The 16,435-nt window shown below is 69.4% G+C and carries 17 protein-coding genes, 1 tRNA gene and 1 pseudogene; 9 read left to right on the top strand and 10 right to left on the bottom strand.

The features are described from left to right. Window positions 1-29: 29 nt before the first annotated feature. From LNK82_RS06090 to LNK82_RS06070, 5 genes are read left to right on the top strand one after another with little or no spacing between them, the layout of a single operon-like run. A complete protein-coding gene (locus LNK82_RS06090) occupies window positions 30-314 on the top strand; it encodes a helix-turn-helix domain-containing protein (protein ID WP_230565942.1) in 285 nt (94 codons plus the stop codon). Continuing rightward, window positions 311-655: a WhiB family transcriptional regulator gene (locus tag LNK82_RS06085; protein ID WP_308257168.1), complete on the top strand. Its 345-nt coding sequence runs from the start codon at window positions 311-313 to the stop codon at window positions 653-655. The genes LNK82_RS06090 and LNK82_RS06085 overlap by 4 nt, the downstream gene beginning before the upstream one ends. After that, window positions 652-981 (top strand): hypothetical protein, encoded by a 330-nt coding sequence (locus LNK82_RS06080; RefSeq protein WP_230565940.1) that lies wholly within the window; start codon window positions 652-654, stop codon window positions 979-981. Before LNK82_RS06085 ends, LNK82_RS06080 begins: the two co-directional genes overlap by 4 nt. 14 nt (window positions 982-995) lie before the next feature. Then, complete coding sequence (locus tag LNK82_RS06075) at window positions 996-1,784, top strand: hypothetical protein (protein WP_230566163.1); 789 nt, start codon at window positions 996-998, stop codon at window positions 1,782-1,784. Further along, window positions 1,781-3,892, top strand: coding sequence for an FtsK/SpoIIIE domain-containing protein (locus tag LNK82_RS06070; protein WP_230565939.1), 2,112 nt, complete (start codon window positions 1,781-1,783; stop codon window positions 3,890-3,892). The genes LNK82_RS06075 and LNK82_RS06070 overlap by 4 nt, the downstream gene beginning before the upstream one ends. Before the next feature lie 343 nt (window positions 3,893-4,235). On the opposite strand, the gene LNK82_RS06065 is transcribed toward LNK82_RS06070, so the two are convergent. The 3 genes from LNK82_RS06065 to LNK82_RS06055 are packed head-to-tail and all read right to left on the bottom strand — an operon-like array spanning window position 4,236 to window position 5,302. Continuing rightward, window positions 4,236-4,739 (bottom strand): hypothetical protein, encoded by a 504-nt coding sequence (locus LNK82_RS06065; RefSeq protein WP_230565938.1) that lies wholly within the window; start codon window positions 4,737-4,739, stop codon window positions 4,236-4,238. 43 nt (window positions 4,740-4,782) lie between these two features. Then, window positions 4,783-5,106 carry a hypothetical protein gene (locus tag LNK82_RS06060; RefSeq protein ID WP_230565937.1) on the bottom strand — a complete coding sequence of 108 codons (324 nt, stop codon included), beginning with the start codon at window positions 5,104-5,106 and terminating at the stop codon, window positions 4,783-4,785. Then, the gene (locus LNK82_RS06055) at window positions 5,084-5,302 is read right to left on the bottom strand and encodes a YccF domain-containing protein (protein ID WP_230565936.1); all 219 of its coding nucleotides are present in this window, start codon (window positions 5,300-5,302) and stop codon (window positions 5,084-5,086) included. The genes LNK82_RS06060 and LNK82_RS06055 overlap by 23 nt, the downstream gene beginning before the upstream one ends. 134 nt (window positions 5,303-5,436) lie before the next feature. On the opposite strand from LNK82_RS06055, the gene LNK82_RS06050 reads away from it, so the two are divergent. Beyond that, entirely contained in the window at window positions 5,437-6,591 is a 1,155-nt protein-coding gene (locus tag LNK82_RS06050) for an NsdA family TPR-like regulatory protein (protein ID WP_230565935.1), read from the top strand. Window positions 6,592-6,594: 3 nt separating this feature from the next. Here the strand turns inward: LNK82_RS06050 and LNK82_RS06045 are convergent, their stop codons facing one another. The 3 genes from LNK82_RS06045 to LNK82_RS06035 all read right to left on the bottom strand — a co-directional run bounded on the left by LNK82_RS06045 (window position 6,595) and on the right by LNK82_RS06035 (window position 9,542). Beyond that, window positions 6,595-8,175 (bottom strand): site-specific integrase, encoded by a 1,581-nt coding sequence (locus LNK82_RS06045; RefSeq protein WP_230565934.1) that lies wholly within the window; start codon window positions 8,173-8,175, stop codon window positions 6,595-6,597. Window positions 8,176-8,288: 113 nt separating this feature from the next. Next, a tRNA-Arg gene (locus tag LNK82_RS06040) sits at window positions 8,289-8,361 on the bottom strand. A 125-nt stretch (window positions 8,362-8,486) separates the two neighbouring features. Then, entirely contained in the window at window positions 8,487-9,542 is a 1,056-nt protein-coding gene (locus tag LNK82_RS06035; protein WP_230565933.1) for a LacI family DNA-binding transcriptional regulator, read from the bottom strand. A 63-nt stretch (window positions 9,543-9,605) separates the two neighbouring features. On the opposite strand from LNK82_RS06035, the pseudogene LNK82_RS06030 reads away from it, so the two are divergent. Continuing rightward, a pseudogene (locus LNK82_RS06030) lies at window positions 9,606-10,508 on the top strand (MFS transporter); the annotation flags it as partial. Between the two features lie 262 nt (window positions 10,509-10,770). On the opposite strand, the gene LNK82_RS06025 reads toward LNK82_RS06030, so the two are convergent. Further along, complete coding sequence (locus LNK82_RS06025) at window positions 10,771-11,337, bottom strand: DUF3558 family protein (protein WP_230565931.1); 567 nt, start codon at window positions 11,335-11,337, stop codon at window positions 10,771-10,773. A gap of 79 nt (window positions 11,338-11,416) precedes the next feature. Between LNK82_RS06025 and LNK82_RS06020 the strand changes: the two genes are divergently transcribed. Beyond that, window positions 11,417-13,369, top strand: a complete 1,953-nt coding sequence (locus LNK82_RS06020; protein WP_230565930.1) for a bifunctional copper resistance protein CopD/cytochrome c oxidase assembly protein — start codon at window positions 11,417-11,419, stop codon at window positions 13,367-13,369. Here LNK82_RS06020 and LNK82_RS06015 read toward each other — a convergent pair. The 3 genes from LNK82_RS06015 to LNK82_RS06005 are packed head-to-tail and all read right to left on the bottom strand — an operon-like array spanning window position 13,366 to window position 15,730. Further along, window positions 13,366-14,169 (bottom strand): ABC transporter permease, encoded by an 804-nt coding sequence (locus tag LNK82_RS06015; RefSeq protein WP_230565929.1) that lies wholly within the window; start codon window positions 14,167-14,169, stop codon window positions 13,366-13,368. The genes LNK82_RS06020 and LNK82_RS06015 overlap by 4 nt on opposite strands. Before the next feature lie 14 nt (window positions 14,170-14,183). After that, entirely contained in the window at window positions 14,184-15,113 is a 930-nt protein-coding gene (locus LNK82_RS06010; RefSeq protein ID WP_230565928.1) for an ATP-binding cassette domain-containing protein, read from the bottom strand. After that, window positions 15,110-15,730 carry a TetR/AcrR family transcriptional regulator gene (locus tag LNK82_RS06005; protein ID WP_230565927.1) on the bottom strand — a complete coding sequence of 207 codons (621 nt, stop codon included), beginning with the start codon at window positions 15,728-15,730 and terminating at the stop codon, window positions 15,110-15,112. Before LNK82_RS06005 ends, LNK82_RS06010 begins: the two co-directional genes overlap by 4 nt. Before the next feature lie 165 nt (window positions 15,731-15,895). On the opposite strand from LNK82_RS06005, the gene LNK82_RS06000 reads away from it, so the two are divergent. Continuing rightward, window positions 15,896-16,387: a single-stranded DNA-binding protein gene (locus LNK82_RS06000; RefSeq protein ID WP_230565926.1), complete on the top strand. Its 492-nt coding sequence runs from the start codon at window positions 15,896-15,898 to the stop codon at window positions 16,385-16,387. The last annotated feature ends 48 nt before the right edge of the window (window positions 16,388-16,435 follow it).

Raw genomic sequence — 16,435 nt, 5'->3', positions numbered from 1 at the left:
GTGAAATCAGTCTTTCGGAGGCGTGACTAATGACTACGACAGGTGACCAGGGCGCTGACTCGCCCACCTTCTACACAGTGCGCGAGGCCGCGCGGATCATGCGCATCGCGCCGGCAACGTTGTACCGGGCGATCCGCGAAGACGCCTTCCCCGCGATCCGTGTTCGCACCCGGTACGTGGTGCCGGCGCGGGCGGTCGAGGAGATGGCGCGGCGGGCTGTGGACTCCGGCGGCGTAGTCGACGTGGTCGGCATGGCTGCTGAGCGCCGGACGGCCCGTGAGGCTGCTCGGCTGACCGGGGGTGCCTCGTGGTGAACCCGGAGGAGTACTTCGAGGTGATCGCGGCGGATCTCGACCGGTTCGCGGCGGTGCCGGACGAGGTGTTGTGGGAGATCGTCACGTTGGACGGGCGGTGCCTGTGGCTGGTGCCGACCGACGAGTTGCCCGAGTGGGAAGGGGAGGAGCTGCGCGACCGCGAGCTTGCGGCCCGGTTGTGCGCTGAGTGCCCGGTGCGGCGTGCGTGCTTGGAGTTGGAGTTGCGTACGGCCGGTGCCGACACGGTTGGTGTGTGGGGTGGCCTGTCCGAGGAGGAGCGGCGTGCCCTATATCCGGTGTGGCTGGCGCGGCGTGGCCGGTTGGGTGGGCCGTCGTCATGACGATCAACCTGACGGTTACGCAGGTGCTCGCCGGTGTCGGTGTGCTGCTGGCGCTGGTGATGGTGTGGCGGGCCGGCTCGCGCAAGGCGAAGGCTGCGGCCGACACTGCACGGGCCGGTGCCCGGTTGCTGTCGCTTACGGGTCGGGTGCTCGTGACGGCCGGCGTCATCGTGGGTGTGCAGTGGTTGGTGATCACGCACGGACAGGACTCCACGTTGCTGTGGGTGGTGCTCGGTCTGCCGGCGCTGTTTTCGGCGTACACGCTCACCAGGGCACTGACGGTGACTGCGGTGGATGGGCCGCGTCGTAGGAGTGATCGACGGTGAGCACACCGAAGGGTGTGGGAAGGGTGGTCGCCTTCGGGCGGCCACCCGCCGCGCCGGACGAGAACACGGCGGCAAAGCTCGCCAGGGAGGCTGCCGAAGCGGCGGAGCTGCGGGCGCACCAGGCGCGGCCGGATGTGGTCGCGTTGCGGGTCGAGCGGGTGCGGGCGCAGGTCGACCGGTTGTGCTGGGCCGGGATCGTGCTCGGTCTCGGGTTCACCATGACCAACGTCCAGCACTTCGCGGCCGGTGACGCGGCGGTGTGGTCGCTGCCGTGGTTGGCCGCGTGGCTGCTCGATCCCACGGTGTCGCTCGTGCTGTTGGCGATCCTGCGGGCGGAGCAGGTGACCGCGCGGTACCGCGTGCGCACGGGGCCGTGGGTGCGGCGGGCGAAGTGGTTCACGCTCGCTGCCACCTACGTCATGAACACGTGGGCGTCCTACGCGGCCGGTTCGTTGTCGGGGATCGTGCTGCACTCGGTCCCGCCGCTGGTGGTGTTCGTCGCGGCGGAGGCGGTCACCGACCTACGGGACAAGCTGACCGAAGCGGTGTCGGCAGCGTTCACCGAGGCTGACCAGCGCGCGCCGGCGAGCGTTCATGAACCTCGGCCGCGCACGAGCACCAGAAGCAGGCGTGCGGGCGGTCGGACGTCGTTCGGTGACTACCTGTCGACAGCACGGGCAGCGTGGACACCAGAGACCACAGTGACGCCGGCATGGGTGCGTGAGGTCACCGGGTGCTCGCGTGGGCTGTCCTCACGACTCGCTGCCGTGCTCGCCCGTGAAGTGGGCGGGAGCGGGTCATGAACGGTCGGGAGGTCGTGAGCGCTGTTCTTGAGGGCGAGTTCGTGAACGATCGACCGACCGGGAAGCCGTGGGCGCAGCGGGCGGCGGAGTGGTGGCAGCGTTCACCGCACGTGCCAGCCGTCCTGAAGTCACGTCGGCTCGTGGTGCAGGCCGTCAAGGATCTCGTGGTGGCGGTGCTGCGGTCGCCGTTCCGGATCGTCGCTGCGGTGGTACGCGGGCTGGTGGTCGCACTGCGGTGGTGGCGGTCGTGGGTCCGGGTAGCCGACTACCGGGCCGCTGCGGAGCAGTCGGACAAGTTGGCGGACAAGTTCACCGACATCCGGGCCTTGGCGTTGTTCCGGTGGAAGGTCACCGGCGCCACCCTCGGGGCCACCGGTGTGGCGGTCGCGGTGCTCGATCTCGTCTACGGGCACCGGGTGCTGTGGACCGGCGTCGGGGTGGTCGCGGTCGCGCTGGCGGTGCTCGGTCGCCGCAAGGAAGGCTCACCGGGCCGCAAACCGGTGCTGGCCGGACCACGCACGCTGACGTGGACGATGGACCCTCAGGTACTCGTCGACGCGTTCCGCGACGCGAAGCTCATCGGCAAGGACGAGAGCCTGCGGCTGGTTGAGCGCGCCACGCGGCAGGGTGACGGGTGGGCGGTCACGGTCGACCTACCCGCGACGCGCAAGGCGGCCGACGTTGTCAAGAACCGGGAGGCGCTGGCGTCGGCACTCGCGGTGGACGAGGTACAGCTCATCGTGGAGCGCGTACGAGGCAACGGCGGTCACGCGGGCAGGGTTGCGCTGTGGGTGGCCGATGAGGACCCGTACGGATCTCCTCCACTGCGGACGCCGTTGCTCAACGTGGAGCAGTGGGATGCGTGGCGGCCGGTGCCGTTCGGCCGTGACGCGCGGCAGCGACGGGTGGACTTGCCGTTGGTGTGGACGTCGTTGCTCGTGGGTGCGATTCCTAGGCAGGGCAAGACTTTCGCGGCACGGTTGGCAGCCGCGGGCTTGATCCTGGACCCGCACACACGGCTCTACGTGGCGGACTTCAAAGCCGGGAAGGACTGGTACGCGGCGGCACAGGTCGCGCACCGGTTCATGGCCGGCGACGAGCCGGCGCACGTCCTGGCGCTCGTGGACTGGCTCGTGGAACTCGTCGCCGAGGTTCAGGGCCGCTACCGCAGGATGCAGGAGCTCGACGACGAGGTGTGCCCGGAATCGAAGATCACCCCTGCCATGTCCCGTGACCCGAGCCTCGGGATGCCGGTGACCGCGATCTTCATCGACGAAGTGCAGATCCCGTTGGAGGATCGGACGCCGTTGGAGGTGCAGGAGAAGAAGCTGACCGCAGGCGAGTACGTCGGCGAGCTGCTGACGTGGCTCGCGCGCAAGGGACCGGCGGCGGGGATCGTGCTCGTGCTGGCCACTCAACGGCCCGACAGCAAGACCATCCCGAGCAACCTGCGTGCCGTCCTCGGGTCGCGGTTCGCGCTGCGGGTCATGGACTGGCGTGACAGCAACATCGTGTTGGGCGAGCAAATGAACACACGCGGCTACGACAGCAGTCGACTACTGGCCACGCATAAGGGCGTCGGCATCCTCCGACCGGACGGAGAGACCGCCGCAGGAGCCGACGTACTCGCCACCACGGTCCGCACCTACTACATGCCCAACGAAGACTGGCGAACCATCTGCGCCCGAGGACGCGCGCTCCGGGAGGCGGAGGGCACGTTGAGCGGCCACGCGGCCGGACAGGACAACCGGCCGATGCTCGACCACGCCGCCGTGGCGAAGGCAGTCGGGACGGCGGCCGAACGCACTGAACCGTCCGAGGTGCCGGAGCCTCTGGCGTCCGTCGCGGACTACCTCGGAGACGACCTCCAGCCGGGCGGTCGCGACTTCGTTCCCACGGCGGAACTCGTGGAGGCTCTCGACGTCGAGCCCACGGCGTTCGGTCGGCAGATGGCCGAGTTCGGTTGCCGACCGACCCGTGACCGGATCACCACCGACGACGGCGTGCGACAGGTGCGCGGCTACCCCGTCGCGGACATCCGCGCGGCCCTGACCGCCCTTCGAGAAGGTGCCATCGTGGATGCCGAGGTGGTCGAGGATGACGACTGACCCGTCCCACAACCCGTCCCAAGCCGGCCATCCCGTCACACCCGCCGGGGCACGTTCCAGAGGGGCTCTGAAGAGCGAAAACGTGCTCGTGTGACGTGTGGGACGGGTGACGGGCAACCCGTCCCACACGCGCGAAACGGCCGTGTGCGGCCCATCCGAGGATGGTGCGCACACGGCCGTCCCCGGCCCGGGGGGGGGGGGGGGGGGGGGGGCGGCCCCCCCCCCCCCCCCGGGCCCCCGGGGGGGGGGGGCCCCCCCCGGGGTGGGGCCCCCCCCCGCCCGTCCCGTCCCAGGGGTGTCGGGGGAGGCGTCCGACACCCCATGCCCAACCGTCAGGGCGCGGTCAACGACGGTTGGAGGTCTCCAGCGTCAACAGGCGAGCCAACACGGGCCCGGTCATCAGCCCCTCGCAGTCGGTAAGCGGCACGAGCCACCGCGTCGACTCACCCTCGACCACGGCCGGCGGCAGCGGGAGCACCCCGCCCGGAGGGAAGACCAGCTTCTCGTCCAACCCGTCCGCCGAGGACACCACGAACACAGCGGACTCGATCATCAAGCCGAGCGTCGGAACCGGAAGCAGGACCACCGGGGTTGGCGACGCGCGGAACACCTCCGACTCGACCACCCGCCGCGCCTGTTCAGGCTCGACGACCACCGCAGTCATCAGCGTCCCGAGAACGGCCAACGTCGACCGCGTGACGTTGCCGACCGTCACCGGCCACAACCGCCGAACCTCGTCAGGGTCCAGTGTCGCCATGGCCGAAGACGACAGCGCCAGCGCGTCACACTCGGAGTCCGTCACCGGATCGACATAGGTATCACCGACCCACAACGCACCCGGAACCACCGGCCACCCACGCTCGACGCACTCCAGCGCGGTCTCCAGCCCGTTACTCCCCACCCTTGCCCCCGACCCAGAAGATCCGGGGAATCGCACGACCACCGGACCGGTAGAACATCAGCGCGCTCTCCGCAGACTGGAGACCCATGCGCGTCCCGCCATGCACGCTGATCACCTCCACCCCCGTCTTGGTGGTCATCCCCCACGCCACGATCTGCAAGTCCTCCGGAGGCCCGAACGTCTCCTGCACCACCGCGAACACGCGCGGGGCCTGATCGTCCACCAGCTCCTGCACCCCGGAGACGATCTCCGGATCATCGAACAGCGAGACGGCCTCCTTGCCGTTCTCGTCATCCACCAGCGTCAGGCTCATGGCCACCTTCCCTCTCCTCCTCGCGGATCTGGCGCACCTCGTCGCGCGCCCACACCGCCGCTTGAGCGCTCTCCTGGCATTGCCGGACGTACCGCCGACCGATGGTGACGAGGTAGAGCAGAGGGATCACGAGCCACACCAGGAACAGCACGATCCCGCCGAGATCGCTCGCTAGCTCACTCCACATCACGATCATCACCACCTTGGACGATTCGCTGACTTCAGCTTCTCCAGACGGCCAGTGAAGGTAAATAACCTGCCAGTGACCTACGTTGACCTATGGGGTCGTATAGTCGTCAGCGCTGACATTGGTGGCATGGAGATCATCCGATGGAGTCAGGGCACCGGGGCACGCTGTTGAGCGAGCTGCTATACGAGCGCGGGCTGACGCCCGAGCAGTTCAGCGAACAGGCCAACCTGTTCGCGTACGAACACGGCATCGACGCGACGCTTAGCGCCCGCCACGTCCACCGCCTAGCCACGGGCCGACGCACCGACGGCCGACCGCTGGGACCGGTGAGGGCAGGGACCAAGCGACTGCTTGAGGAAATGCTCGGGGTGCCGATCGATCGGCTGTTGAAGCCGACAACGCGCACACCATCCGAAGCGCAGACGTGGTCAAGCGAGGCGTTGGAGCTTAGGGCTCGGATCACGTCCGGTCGGGCGGTCGATCAGCAGACCATCGCCCTGTTCCAGCAGAAGCTCGACCTGACCCGCGTGATCGATCGACGGCTGGGCGCGTCGGCTTTGCTTGGGGAGCTGCGGGCTCAAATCGGGCAGATGTGGAGCCTTCTGGGTGACGTCCTCGACCACCGTTCGAGGGTGGCGCTCGCGCGGGTGCTGGTGGACGCGTCGACCCTCGCCGGATGGCAGGCGCTCGACCAAGGCTTGCTCCGCGAATCCTGGGAGCACTACGACAAAGCCCGAAGCGCGGCCTGTGTCGCTGAGTCGAGTGCACTGGAGGCATACGCGTGCGCCGGCCAAGCGGTCGTGCTGCTCGACATCGGGGAGCACGAGACAGCGGTCGAGCTGACGCGGTACGCGTGCGGTGTTGCGGAACAACGCGCACCGGGACTGCTCACCTCGTGGCTGCTGGCCGGCCATGGCGAGGCGTTGGCGGCTAACGGCGACCGTGGCGGCAGCCTTCGCGCTTTCGACCACGCTGAATGGACTATGCCGACCCATTCTCGTGACTCCGACGCGACCTATCTTGTTTTCGACCGAACGCACCTCGCCCGGTGGCGGGGGAGTGCACTGGCACGACTCGGCGACCCTGAAGCCATTGACGTGCTGTCTGGTGTTCTCGACCGGATGAGCCCGGATTTCGCACGAGCGGAATCGGCTCTGCGGGTCGACCTCGTGCAGGTGCTGTCAGTTCATGGCGAAAGGCGCGCGGCTTCCGCGCATGCCGAGCGAGCACGTCTTCTCGCCGCGCAAGTCGGTTCGGTCCGCCAGCGGCAGCGGTTGGAAGCCCTAACCGGTTGACCGCTACTGGACAGTGTGCTTTGGCCGCAGTTCGACAACTTCGGCCGATTGCGTGCTGGCGTCCGAAGGATCGAGAACAATCGCTCGCTTGCCGCGACTTGCCTGCACCAAACCGGCTGCCTTGAGTTCAGCGACTGCTCGATTCGCGGTACCCGCTGACACGCCGTATCGGGTAGTCAACTCCTGCACTGTAGGAAGTGCGTCACCTGGCCGCAGCGCTCCACATGCAATAGCGCCCCGAAGGTCGGCAGCGATCTTCCGGTACGGCCCGGTGACCTTCGGTTCGAGCGTCGAGACGACCTTGCCGGTTTGATCCAACGCGATCGGAGGCGCTGGCATACGACCGGTGAGGGTGGACGCCGCGCGCTGGTCGGCTTCCGAGCGCCACGCCGAGTACACCTTGAGGGTCGTTGAGCCGCCTCCACCGTGCCCCAGACGGCCTGCGACGGTCCGGGGGTCTACGCCTGCCGCGATCAGCTCGGTCGCGCTGTAATGGCGCAGCGCGTGGAGGTTCGTCTTGACTCCGAGGCGCTGGCACATCCGCGAGTAACGCTGGGAGACGGTGTCCGGCTTGAGCGGTGTGCTGTGGTCGATAGACCGCGAGAACAACTTGCCCTTTGGCGCGAGCGCTATACCGGCTTCAGCAGCGGCGCTCTTGATCTGCTCGAAGTAGACCAGGAGCAGGTTCCAAGTCGCTTCGTCCAGCGCAATCCGCCGCTTTTGGTGATCCTTCGGGTCGGTCTCCCAAGTCTGGCCGCCCTCCTGCCCTACGGCGACTTCGACCGTCAGAACGCGCTGGGCGAAATCGACATCGGCAATCCGGACTCCGCACAGCTCGCCACGGCGGAACCCCGTCACCATCGTCAACCAGACGAGCATGCCCCAATCGAAGTCCCGGAACGCTTCGTTGACGATGAGCGCTGCCTCGTCGGCTGACGGAGGATGGGGCTTCGACTTCGGCGCTTTGGGCTGCGTCGCCACATCGAGCGGGTTGACCGTGATCCAACCCCACCGGAGCGCCAGTTTCATAGCACCGCTCAAGCACGAGTAAATCTTGCGGATCGTGGAGTCGGACAGTCCTTTGCAGGTGTGCACCTTGCACTTGTCGGTGCACTCGTGCTCGCCGGCCTTGCGGTGCTCGATGAACTTCCCTTTGCCTCCGCAGTGCTGCGAACACTGCTTGAGGGTGGCGTTGAAGGAGTCCCACGTCTCACCGTGCAGGTCCTTGCCGAGTTGCCGTTCACCGAGGAGTGGCCGGATGTGCAACCGGATGTTGCGGCGGTAGCCGATCTCGGTGCTGCGGTCGACGTTCAGGTGCTCCTCGTACCTGTCCATCAACATGTTGACGGTGGCGGTCGTGCGTGGGGCCCGGCGCTCGTCCACCTGGTTGAGCAGCTTCGTGCGTGTCCGCTCTGCGACCTTGTGGTGGTCGGGGACCTTGTGGGAGATCGTCTCCGTCAAGAAGTGCTTCTTGCCCGTCAGCGGGTCCTTGCCCGCGTAGACACGGACCTTGAGCGAGCCGCTGGGCAGGGTCAGGATCTCGCCCCGCTGGGCGGCCTTCGTCGGGGTCTTCCGAGGGCTCATAGAGCCAGTCTAGGACCGTCTGGGCTCCACATGTGGCTCCACGGGCGGGTGAACGATCGTCACATCCTGTGACCCCTGACCTGTCCATGCAGGTCAGGGGCTTGTATATCCAGCGCCCCCGGCAGGATTCGAACCTGCGACCTCGGGATTAGAAGTCCCTCGCTCTCTCCACTGAGCTACGGAGGCTGGAGGGGCTGTTGACCACGCGCTGTAGCAGCGTAGCCGCCCCACCGGACACATCGTCCGGAAGACTCGTCGCGTTTCCTTCCAGGCGTGGGAAGGTGGTTAAGATGGCCAAAAAGTGATGTGGATCACTTTGGCGGGGCCGTCGAGTCGCGCGCGACGAGGGAAACCGGCAGTCTTGTCGGCTCGCCTGGTCTGCCGCCGTCGAGCAGTCGCAGGGCCAGTTCACCCGCGTGCCTACCCTTATCGGCGAGGGGCTGACGCACCGTAGTCAACGGTGGGTCTGCGTGTTCGGCGGCGGGCACGTCGTCGAAGCCCACGACCGACACGTCGGCCGGCACGCGCAGGCCCAGGTCGCGCACCGCCTGGAGCGCGCCGAACGCCAGTTCGTCCGACGCGCACAGCAGCGCCGTCGGCCGCGGTGAGGCCGAGAGCAGGGCGCGGGCCCCCGCACGGCCCAGTTCGCGGTTGCTCCGGGTGCACTCCCACACCGGGGTGTCCGCACCCGTCACGTCGAGGTACCCGTGCAACCGGTCCCGCGTCACCCGGAACGACGTCGAAGCCAGCCGCGCGGGCGTCACCGGGCCGCTGTGCCCGTCCGGGTGCAGCGCGAACGTCACCACGCCGAACCGCCGGTGCCCCGCGCCCCACAGCGACGACGCCGCCAGCCGCGCCCCGCCGAAGTCGTCCACCTCGACCCGCGCGGTGTCCGGCAGCACGGGCTGGTCGATCACCACGAGCGGTAGCCCGCGCGCGCGCACCGCCGCCAACGCGGGAGCGTCATCGGGCAGCGAATAAGCCACCACGACGTCCGCCTGAGCCCGCGTCACGGTCTCCGGTCGCGGCCCGCCCTTGTCCCGGCCGGGCATCAACACCAGGCAGTGGTCGTGTCCGTCCACGGTCGAAGCCAGTCCGTCCAGCACGATCGACAGCGCCGCGTCGGCGAACGACGCCGACAGTCCCTGCCCCAGCATGAACCCGACGGCCGCGCTGTGCCGGGTCGCGAGGCTGCGCGCCACCGGGTCGGGCCCCGCGTACCCGATGGAGGCGGCCGTCTCCAGGATCCGCTCGCGCAACGCGGCGGACAGCTGGTCCGGCCGGTTGTAGGCGTTCGACACCGTGGCGCGCGACACGCCGACCACGCCGGCCACCGTGTCGAGCGTCGGCTTCCGAGGGCGGTCCACGTGATGAGCGTAACCAGGTAATCGGTTGGACGTTCTGAAGCGCTCTAGTTCACACTCGAACGCATGCCCACACCACGCCTCGCCGTCTTCGCGGTGTTCCTGTTCAACGGGGCGCTGTTCCTGTCCTGGGCGGCGCGCATGCCCGCGTTGGCGGCGCAGGTGGGCGCGACCGAGGCCACGCTCGGCCTCGCCCTGTTCGGCGCGAGCGTCGGCCTGGCGACGACGGCGCCGTTCGCGGCCAGGATCTGCGCACGGGTGGGCGCGCGGAAGCTGATCCTCGCCGGCGCAGCGGTCACCGTCGTGGGCGTGCCCGCCCTCACGCTCGCCGAGACGCCCTTCCAGTTGGGCCTGGTCCTGTTCGTGCTCGGCTCCTGCGGCGCGTCGCTGGACGTCGGCATGAACGTCGCCGCCGTGGCCGTCACCCGGAGCCTGGACCGGCCGCTGATGCCGCAGTTCCACGCCGGCTTCAGCGTCGGCGGCCTGGTGGGCTCGCTGGGCGCGGCAGCCGCGGCGGCCGTCGGTTGGGGCCTGACCCGTCACCTGATCGTCGTGGCGGTGATCGGCGCGGTCGCGATGGCGTGGGTGATCAGGTCAGTGCCGGACACGACCGCGGACCCCTCCGGCGAGACCGCCGGGGCGGCCGAGGGCGATCGCCCGGTCCTCAAGCGGCCGTTGCTGTGGTTGCTCGCGACGATCACGCTGTTCTCCGCCATCGCCGAGGGCGCCGCGTCGGACTGGTCGGCGCTGTTCTTCGTCAACGAACGGGGTGTGAGCGAGGCCGCCGCCGCTGCCGCGTACGCGGGGTTCTCCATCGCGATGGCCACCGCCCGCCTGTTCGGCGAGCCCGCGCAACGCCGGGTCGGCCCGTACCGGCTGCTCGCGGCGGGCGCGGTGGTGGCCGCGGCGGGGTTGGCGCTGGCCGTGCTGGTGGTGTCGCCCGCGGTCGGTTACGTCGGGTTCGCCCTCGTGGGACTGGGCCTCGCGTTCGCGTTCCCGGTGATCATGGACCTGGCCGGTGACGCGGGCAAGCGCGCCGACGGCACGGGCGGTGAGCGCGAGATCGGCCTGGTCACGACGGTCGCCTACACCGGTTTCCTGCTCGGACCGCCCGTTGTGGGCGGTATCGCGCACGCGAGCAACCTGTCGATCTCGCTGGGTTTCGTGGCGTTCGTGATCGCGCTGATGGTGCCCGCCGTCGCACTGGCACGCCGGTCGCGCGCCCGTGAGCTCACGCGATCGGGAGCCGGTTCAACGCGGCCTTGAGCAGCGGCTGCATCCCGGCCAGCATCTGCTCGGGCTCGCCGCCCGCCTGGGCCATCGCCACCAGGACGCTGCGGTTGGCGTTCACCGCCAGGGTCGCGGTGCACGCCATCTCGCCGCCGCTCAGCTCGCACAGCGTCCACGTGGAGTGCCCCTCCACGACCACCTCACGGCCCTTGGACTGCCGCGTCCGCACCTGCTCGTACTTCTGGTAGAGCGCGGCGACCACGGTCCGACCGGCCTGCGAGCCGTCGTCCAGCACGTACTGGCACGACTCCTGGATCACGTCGTCCTTGCGCGCGGGCTCCTTCTTGTACGGCCCGATGGCCTTGAGGTCGGCCGCGGTGAGCAGGGAGCACGGCTCGACGCCGACGACCGTGCGCGGCTTGGCGATCTTGGGGCCGTCCGAGGGCTCGGCCGACGTCGTGGGCGTGACCCCGGCCTGGGGCAGCGCGTCCCCGTTGATGGAGTAGCTGCACCCCGCCGACAGGAGCAACGCGAGGGCCGTCACGAGCGCCGTGCGAGAACTGGTCACGTCCGGCAACGGTAGTGGGTGTGATCTGCGCACGTCCGGCGGTTGGTGGTGGTGCGGTCGTGCCGCCTACGCTCGTCACGTGCCCACTGACGCGCCCTCCCGCACCCGGCGGACCGGTCTCATCCCGTTGTTGATCGTCGGCACGACGATAGCCGCGGTGGTCGCGGCGGCACTGCTCGTCCTCACCGGGGGTGACGCGTCCGGGCTGATCGTGGTGCGCGTGCTGACCGAGTCGGCGGCGGTGGTGACCGTCGGGTCGCTGCTGTTGGCGGCGTTCCTGGTGCCGCCGCAGGGGAGCGGCACGCTGGCCGCGGACGGTTACGCGGCCGTGCGCACGGCGGGCTGGGCGGCGTTGGTGTGGACGTTGGGCGCGGTGCTGTCGGTGCCGTTCACGGTGGCCGACGCGCTGGGGCAGCCGGTGACGGCGCTGCTGGAGCCGTCGGTGCTGTTCCAGGTGGCCGGGCTCGTGGAGCAGTCCAAGGCCTGGATGATCACGGCGGTGATCGTGGCGCTGCTGGCGTTGGGCTGCCGGCTGGTGCTGTCGTGGGGCTGGACCGTGCCGCTGTTCTTCCTGTCGGTGTTCGCCCTGATCCCGGTGGCCGTGACGGGGCACTCGTCCGGCGGCGGTTCGCACGACGTGGCCACGAACAGCCTGCTGTACCACCTGATCGGGGCGGCGTTGTGGGTCGGCGGCCTGATCGCGCTGCTGGCCCACGGTCGACGGGGCGGTGACCACCTGGGCCTGGCGACGGCGCGGTTCTCCAGGCTGGCGCTGGTCTGCTGGCTCGTGATGGCGGTGTCCGGCGTGGTCAACGCGTGGGTGCGGCTCCCGTTGAGCCAGCTGTTCGGCAGTGAGTACGGCCTGCTGGTGCTCGGCAAGACGCTCGCGCTGGTCGTCCTCGGTGTCGTGGGGTACTTCCAGCGCGAGAAGAGCGTGAAGGAAGTCGTGGCCACGGGCTCCGGGCGTTCGCTGGTGAAGCTGGCGGGCATCGAAGTGCTCTTGATGTTCCTCACGCTCGGCCTGGCCGCGGCGTTGAGCCGGACGCCTCCACCGATGGAGGGCCGCGCGCTGCCCAGCACGGTGGAGCTGCGCATCGGCTACGACCTGGCCGGCGCGCCGACGTGGTCGCGGCTGCTGTTCGACTGGCGGTTCGACCTGGTCTTCGGCGCGATCTTCATCGCCCTCGGCGTGCTCTACCTGCTGGGCGTGCGGCGGCTGCGCAAGCGCGGTGACGCGTGGCCCGTCGGCCGCACGATCGCGTGGGTCGCGGGCTGCCTGACCGTGGTGTTCGCCACGTCGTCCGGCGTGGGCCGGTACGCGCCCGCGATGTTCAGCATCCACATGGAAGCGCACATGCTGCTGTCCATGCTGGCGCCGATCCTGCTGGTGCTCGGCGGTCCGGTGACGTTGGCGATGCGTGCGCTGCCGACCGCGGGCAAGGGCAACCCGCCGGGGCCGCGGGAGTGGCTGCTGGCGTTCGTGCACTCGCCGGTGGCGAAGGTGCTGACCAACCCGTTCGTCGCGTTGGCGCTGTTCGTCGGCTCGTTCTACGGCCTGTACTTCTCCGGGCTGTTCGACGCCGCGCTGGACTACCACTGGGCGCACCTGGCGATGAACGCCCACTTCATCCTGGTCGGCTACGTCTTCTACTGGCCGGTGATCGGCATCGACCCGGCGCCGAACCGGCTGCCCCCGCTGGGGCGGCTGGGCCTGCTGTTCGCCTCGATCCCGTTCCACGCGTTCTTCGGCATCGTGCTGATGAGCTCGCAGACCGTGATCGGCGACAACTTCTACCGCTCGTTGGGCCTGCCCTGGGTGACGTCGCAGCTGGAGGACCAGCGGCTCGGCGGCGGCATCGCGTGGGCGGCGGGCGAGCTGCCGCTGATCGTGGTGATGGTGGCGTTGCTGGTGCAGTGGGCCAGGTCGGACAGCCGCGACGCCCGCCGGGCGGACCGGCGGGCGGACGCGGACGGTGACGCGGACCTGGCCGCGTACAACGCGATGCTGCGCAAGATGTCGGGCAAGGATTAGAGCGGGCGCTCGAAGCCCTTGACCGCCGCGCCCCAACCCGCCGCGGCGAGCACGGCACTCGTCACCAGCGCCCCGACCACCCCGGTCACGGGCTGGGCCAGCGCCAGCGACCGCGCCGCGTCCACCGCGAACGTCAGCGGGTTGACGTTGGCGACCGCCTGGAGCCAGCCAGGCAGGCCGCTGATCGGCACGTAGGCGCTGGAGGCGAACATCAGCGGGAACATCGCCAGGAAGCCGACGGTCTGCATCAGCTCGGCGTTGCGCAGCCACGCCGCGATGGCCAGGAAGATCCAGCCCAGACCCCACCCGACCGCGAGGGCCAACGCGAGCGCCGCGGCGGTGCCGGCCACACCGCCCGCGGGGGAGTAGCCGAACACGGCAACCGCGAACACCAGCATCAACAGTAGCTGCGCGGCCGTGCGGACGAGGTCGGACAGGCTGCGTGCGACGAGCACCGAACCCGACCGGATGGGCAGCGAGCGGAACCGGGCCAGGACGCCGTTCTTCATGTCCGTGACCAGGCCCACGCCCGCCTGCAACGCGGACTGCATGGCGGTGTTGACCAGGATCGCGGGCATCAGGAAGTCGATGTAGGCCACGCCCCGGGGGAAGCCCGGTGTGTTCGCGATGCTCGCGAAGATCTGGCTGAACAACGTGAGCATGATCAGCGGCTGGAGGACGCTGAACACGATCATGCGCGGGTCGCTGACGAGCGTGCGCAGGGACCGCTGGGTCAGCACCAGCACTTGGGTGCCGAAGTCCGTGCCACGCCAACGCGGCGCGGCGGTGAGGGTGGTCATCCGGTGGCTCCTGTTCAGGCCGCGTGCTGCGCGAGGGTGAGGTAGACGTCGTCGAGGGTCGGCTCGCCGAGGGCCAGTTCGGCGGCCTCCAGGCCGACCTCGTCCAGCGCGCGGACCACCTTGGCGATCTCGCGGGACGACGTGACGGGCGCGGTCAGCGTGTTCCCCGCCGCCACGGGCTGCATGCCGGCCCGTTCCAGGGCTCCGGTGGCCTTGGGGACGTCCGAGGCGTCCGCCAGGGTCACGGTGACCGTGCGCTGGCCGACTTGGGCCTTCAGCTCGGCGCTGGTGCCCGCGGCGACGACCTTGCCCTTCGAGAGCACCGTGATCGAGTCGGCCAGGCGGTCGGCCTCGTCCAGGTACTGGGTGGTGAGCAGGACCGTGGTGCCGTCGGTGACCAGGCCCTCCACGATCTCCCACAGGCCGAGCCTGCTGGCCGGGTCCAGACCGGTGGTCGGCTCGTCGAGGAAGATCACTTCGGGGTGGCCGACGAGGCTCGCGGCCAGGTCGAGGCGCCGCCGCATGCCGCCCGAGTAGGTGCGGGACGGCCGCCTCGCCGCGTCGGCCAGCCCGAACAGCTCCAGCAGCTCGTTGCCCCTGGCCCTGGCCTCACGCGTGGTCGCGCCGAGCAGGCGGGCGATCAGGACCAGGTTGTCCAGGCCGGAGAGCTGCTCGTCCACGGCGGCGAACTGGCCGGTGAGCCCGATCCGGCTGCGCACGTGGTGGGCTTGCGCGACCACGTCGAACCCGGCAACGGTGGCGTGTCCGGAGTCCGGCGGCAGCATCGTGGTGAGCACGTTGACCAGCGTCGTCTTGCCGGCGCCGTTGTGGCCGAGCAGTCCGAGCACGGTGCCCTTGGGCACGGCGACGCTCACCCCGTCCAGGGCCTTCTGCGCGCCGAACGCCTTGCCGACGTCGACCGCCTCGATCATCAGGTCCGTCACTGCTTCCCCCTCAGTACGCCGTGCAGGAACAGCTCCACGAGCTGGTCGGCGTCGGCGGTGGAGTCGCCGAAGCCCTCGCCGTGCATGCGGTTGGTGAACACGAGCCCGAGCAGCAGCCGTGCGGCCAGGGACGGGTCGACGCGCAGGTCGTCGTCCGGGTCGAACAGCGATGCGACGTGCTCGGTGATGCGCTGCATCTCGACCGGTGGGCCCTTGTGCTCGCGCTGCTTGTCGTGCCCGTCGTGCGGGTCGTAGCCCGAGTCGCGCAGCACGCTCATCAGCTTCCACATCCGGTCCAGGTAGCCGGAGACCGCGCTGATGGCCCAGGAGAGGCGTTCGGCGAGGGTGTTCGCCTGCCTCGCCTGCTCGATCAGCTCCAGCTCGGAGTCGGCCGCCAGCACGCTCTGCACGCACGTGCGGATGAGCTCCTGCTTGTCCTTGAACGCCCGGAAGACGGTGCCCTCCGCGATGCCGGCGGCCTTGGCGACCTGGCTGGTCGTGACGTTGGCGCCGTGCGCGAACAGCAGCGGGACGGTGGCGGCGACGATCGCCTCTCGACGGTCCTCGGTGCTCATCGCGGGCGCGCGCCGACGGCGTTGGGTGGTCTCCTCGGGCATGTGGCCAGCTTATGAGTGAGTCCTCACTCATGTCAACGAGTGAGTGCTCACTCATTTCAGTTATGCATGCTCCAGTCAGTTGTCCACAGTTCCGAAACCGCCGCTCGCCACCCGTCCCGACCACCGGCAACCTGGTCCCAGGCGATCAACCAGGAGGAGCGCGCCATGGCTTACAACGAGACCCGGGTCACCATCTGCGGCAACGTCGCCAGCCCGATCAGCCACACCAAGGTCGGCACCGGCTTCAGCCGCGCGAAGTTCCGGCTGTTCACCGCGGAGCGCGTCTGGGACCAGGAACAACGCGCCTGGGAGGACGGCGCGCGGATGTTCCTGACGGTGTCGTGCTTGCGGATGCTCGCCGACAACGCGCAGGCGTCGTTGAACAAGGGCGACCCGGTGGTGGTCACCGGCCGGTTGACGATCAGGGAGGTGGAGTTCGAGGGCAAGGCCAGGCCGCTGGTGGAGATCGAGGCCACCGCGATCGGGCCCAACCTGGCGATGTGCACGGCCACGCCGACGCGCACCCGGCTCGCGGCGGACGCCGTGGAGGCCCGCGCGGCGCCCGAGATCGCCGCGCCCCGCAAACCGGCGGAGTTGCCGCTGGTCCTCACGGGCGAGGCGGAGCGCCCGAAGGAGGTGGCCGAAGTGCCGTTCTGAGCCAAACGAGCTACAAGGGCTTCCGTCGGGCCGATCGGGGCGGAGAAT

Source organism: Saccharothrix luteola, from assembly GCF_020859565.1.
Classification (GTDB): domain Bacteria; phylum Actinomycetota; class Actinomycetes; order Mycobacteriales; family Pseudonocardiaceae; genus Actinosynnema; species Actinosynnema luteola.
This window is presented reverse-complemented; position numbering and strand designations above follow the sequence as displayed.

What these genes read in the sequence shown, in the direction of transcription:
- LNK82_RS06070 (WP_230565939.1), top strand. Translation starts at nt 1,781, where the DNA reads ATGAACGGTCGGGAGGTCGTGAGCGCTGTTCTTGAGGGCGAGTTCGTG.
- LNK82_RS06015 (WP_230565929.1), bottom strand. Translation starts at nt 14,169, where the DNA reads ATGACCACCCTCACCGCCGCGCCGCGTTGGCGTGGCACGGACTTCGGC.
- LNK82_RS06060 (WP_230565937.1), bottom strand. Translation starts at nt 5,106, where the DNA reads ATGAGCCTGACGCTGGTGGATGACGAGAACGGCAAGGAGGCCGTCTCG.
- LNK82_RS06005 (WP_230565927.1), bottom strand. Translation starts at nt 15,730, where the DNA reads ATGCCCGAGGAGACCACCCAACGCCGTCGGCGCGCGCCCGCGATGAGC.
- LNK82_RS06045 (WP_230565934.1), bottom strand. Translation starts at nt 8,175, where the DNA reads ATGAGCCCTCGGAAGACCCCGACGAAGGCCGCCCAGCGGGGCGAGATC.
- LNK82_RS06090 (WP_230565942.1), top strand. Translation starts at nt 30, where the DNA reads ATGACTACGACAGGTGACCAGGGCGCTGACTCGCCCACCTTCTACACA.
- LNK82_RS06000 (WP_230565926.1), top strand. Translation starts at nt 15,896, where the DNA reads ATGGCTTACAACGAGACCCGGGTCACCATCTGCGGCAACGTCGCCAGC.
- LNK82_RS06080 (WP_230565940.1), top strand. Translation starts at nt 652, where the DNA reads ATGACGATCAACCTGACGGTTACGCAGGTGCTCGCCGGTGTCGGTGTG.
- LNK82_RS06050 (WP_230565935.1), top strand. Translation starts at nt 5,437, where the DNA reads ATGGAGTCAGGGCACCGGGGCACGCTGTTGAGCGAGCTGCTATACGAG.
- LNK82_RS06055 (WP_230565936.1), bottom strand. Translation starts at nt 5,302, where the DNA reads ATGATCGTGATGTGGAGTGAGCTAGCGAGCGATCTCGGCGGGATCGTG.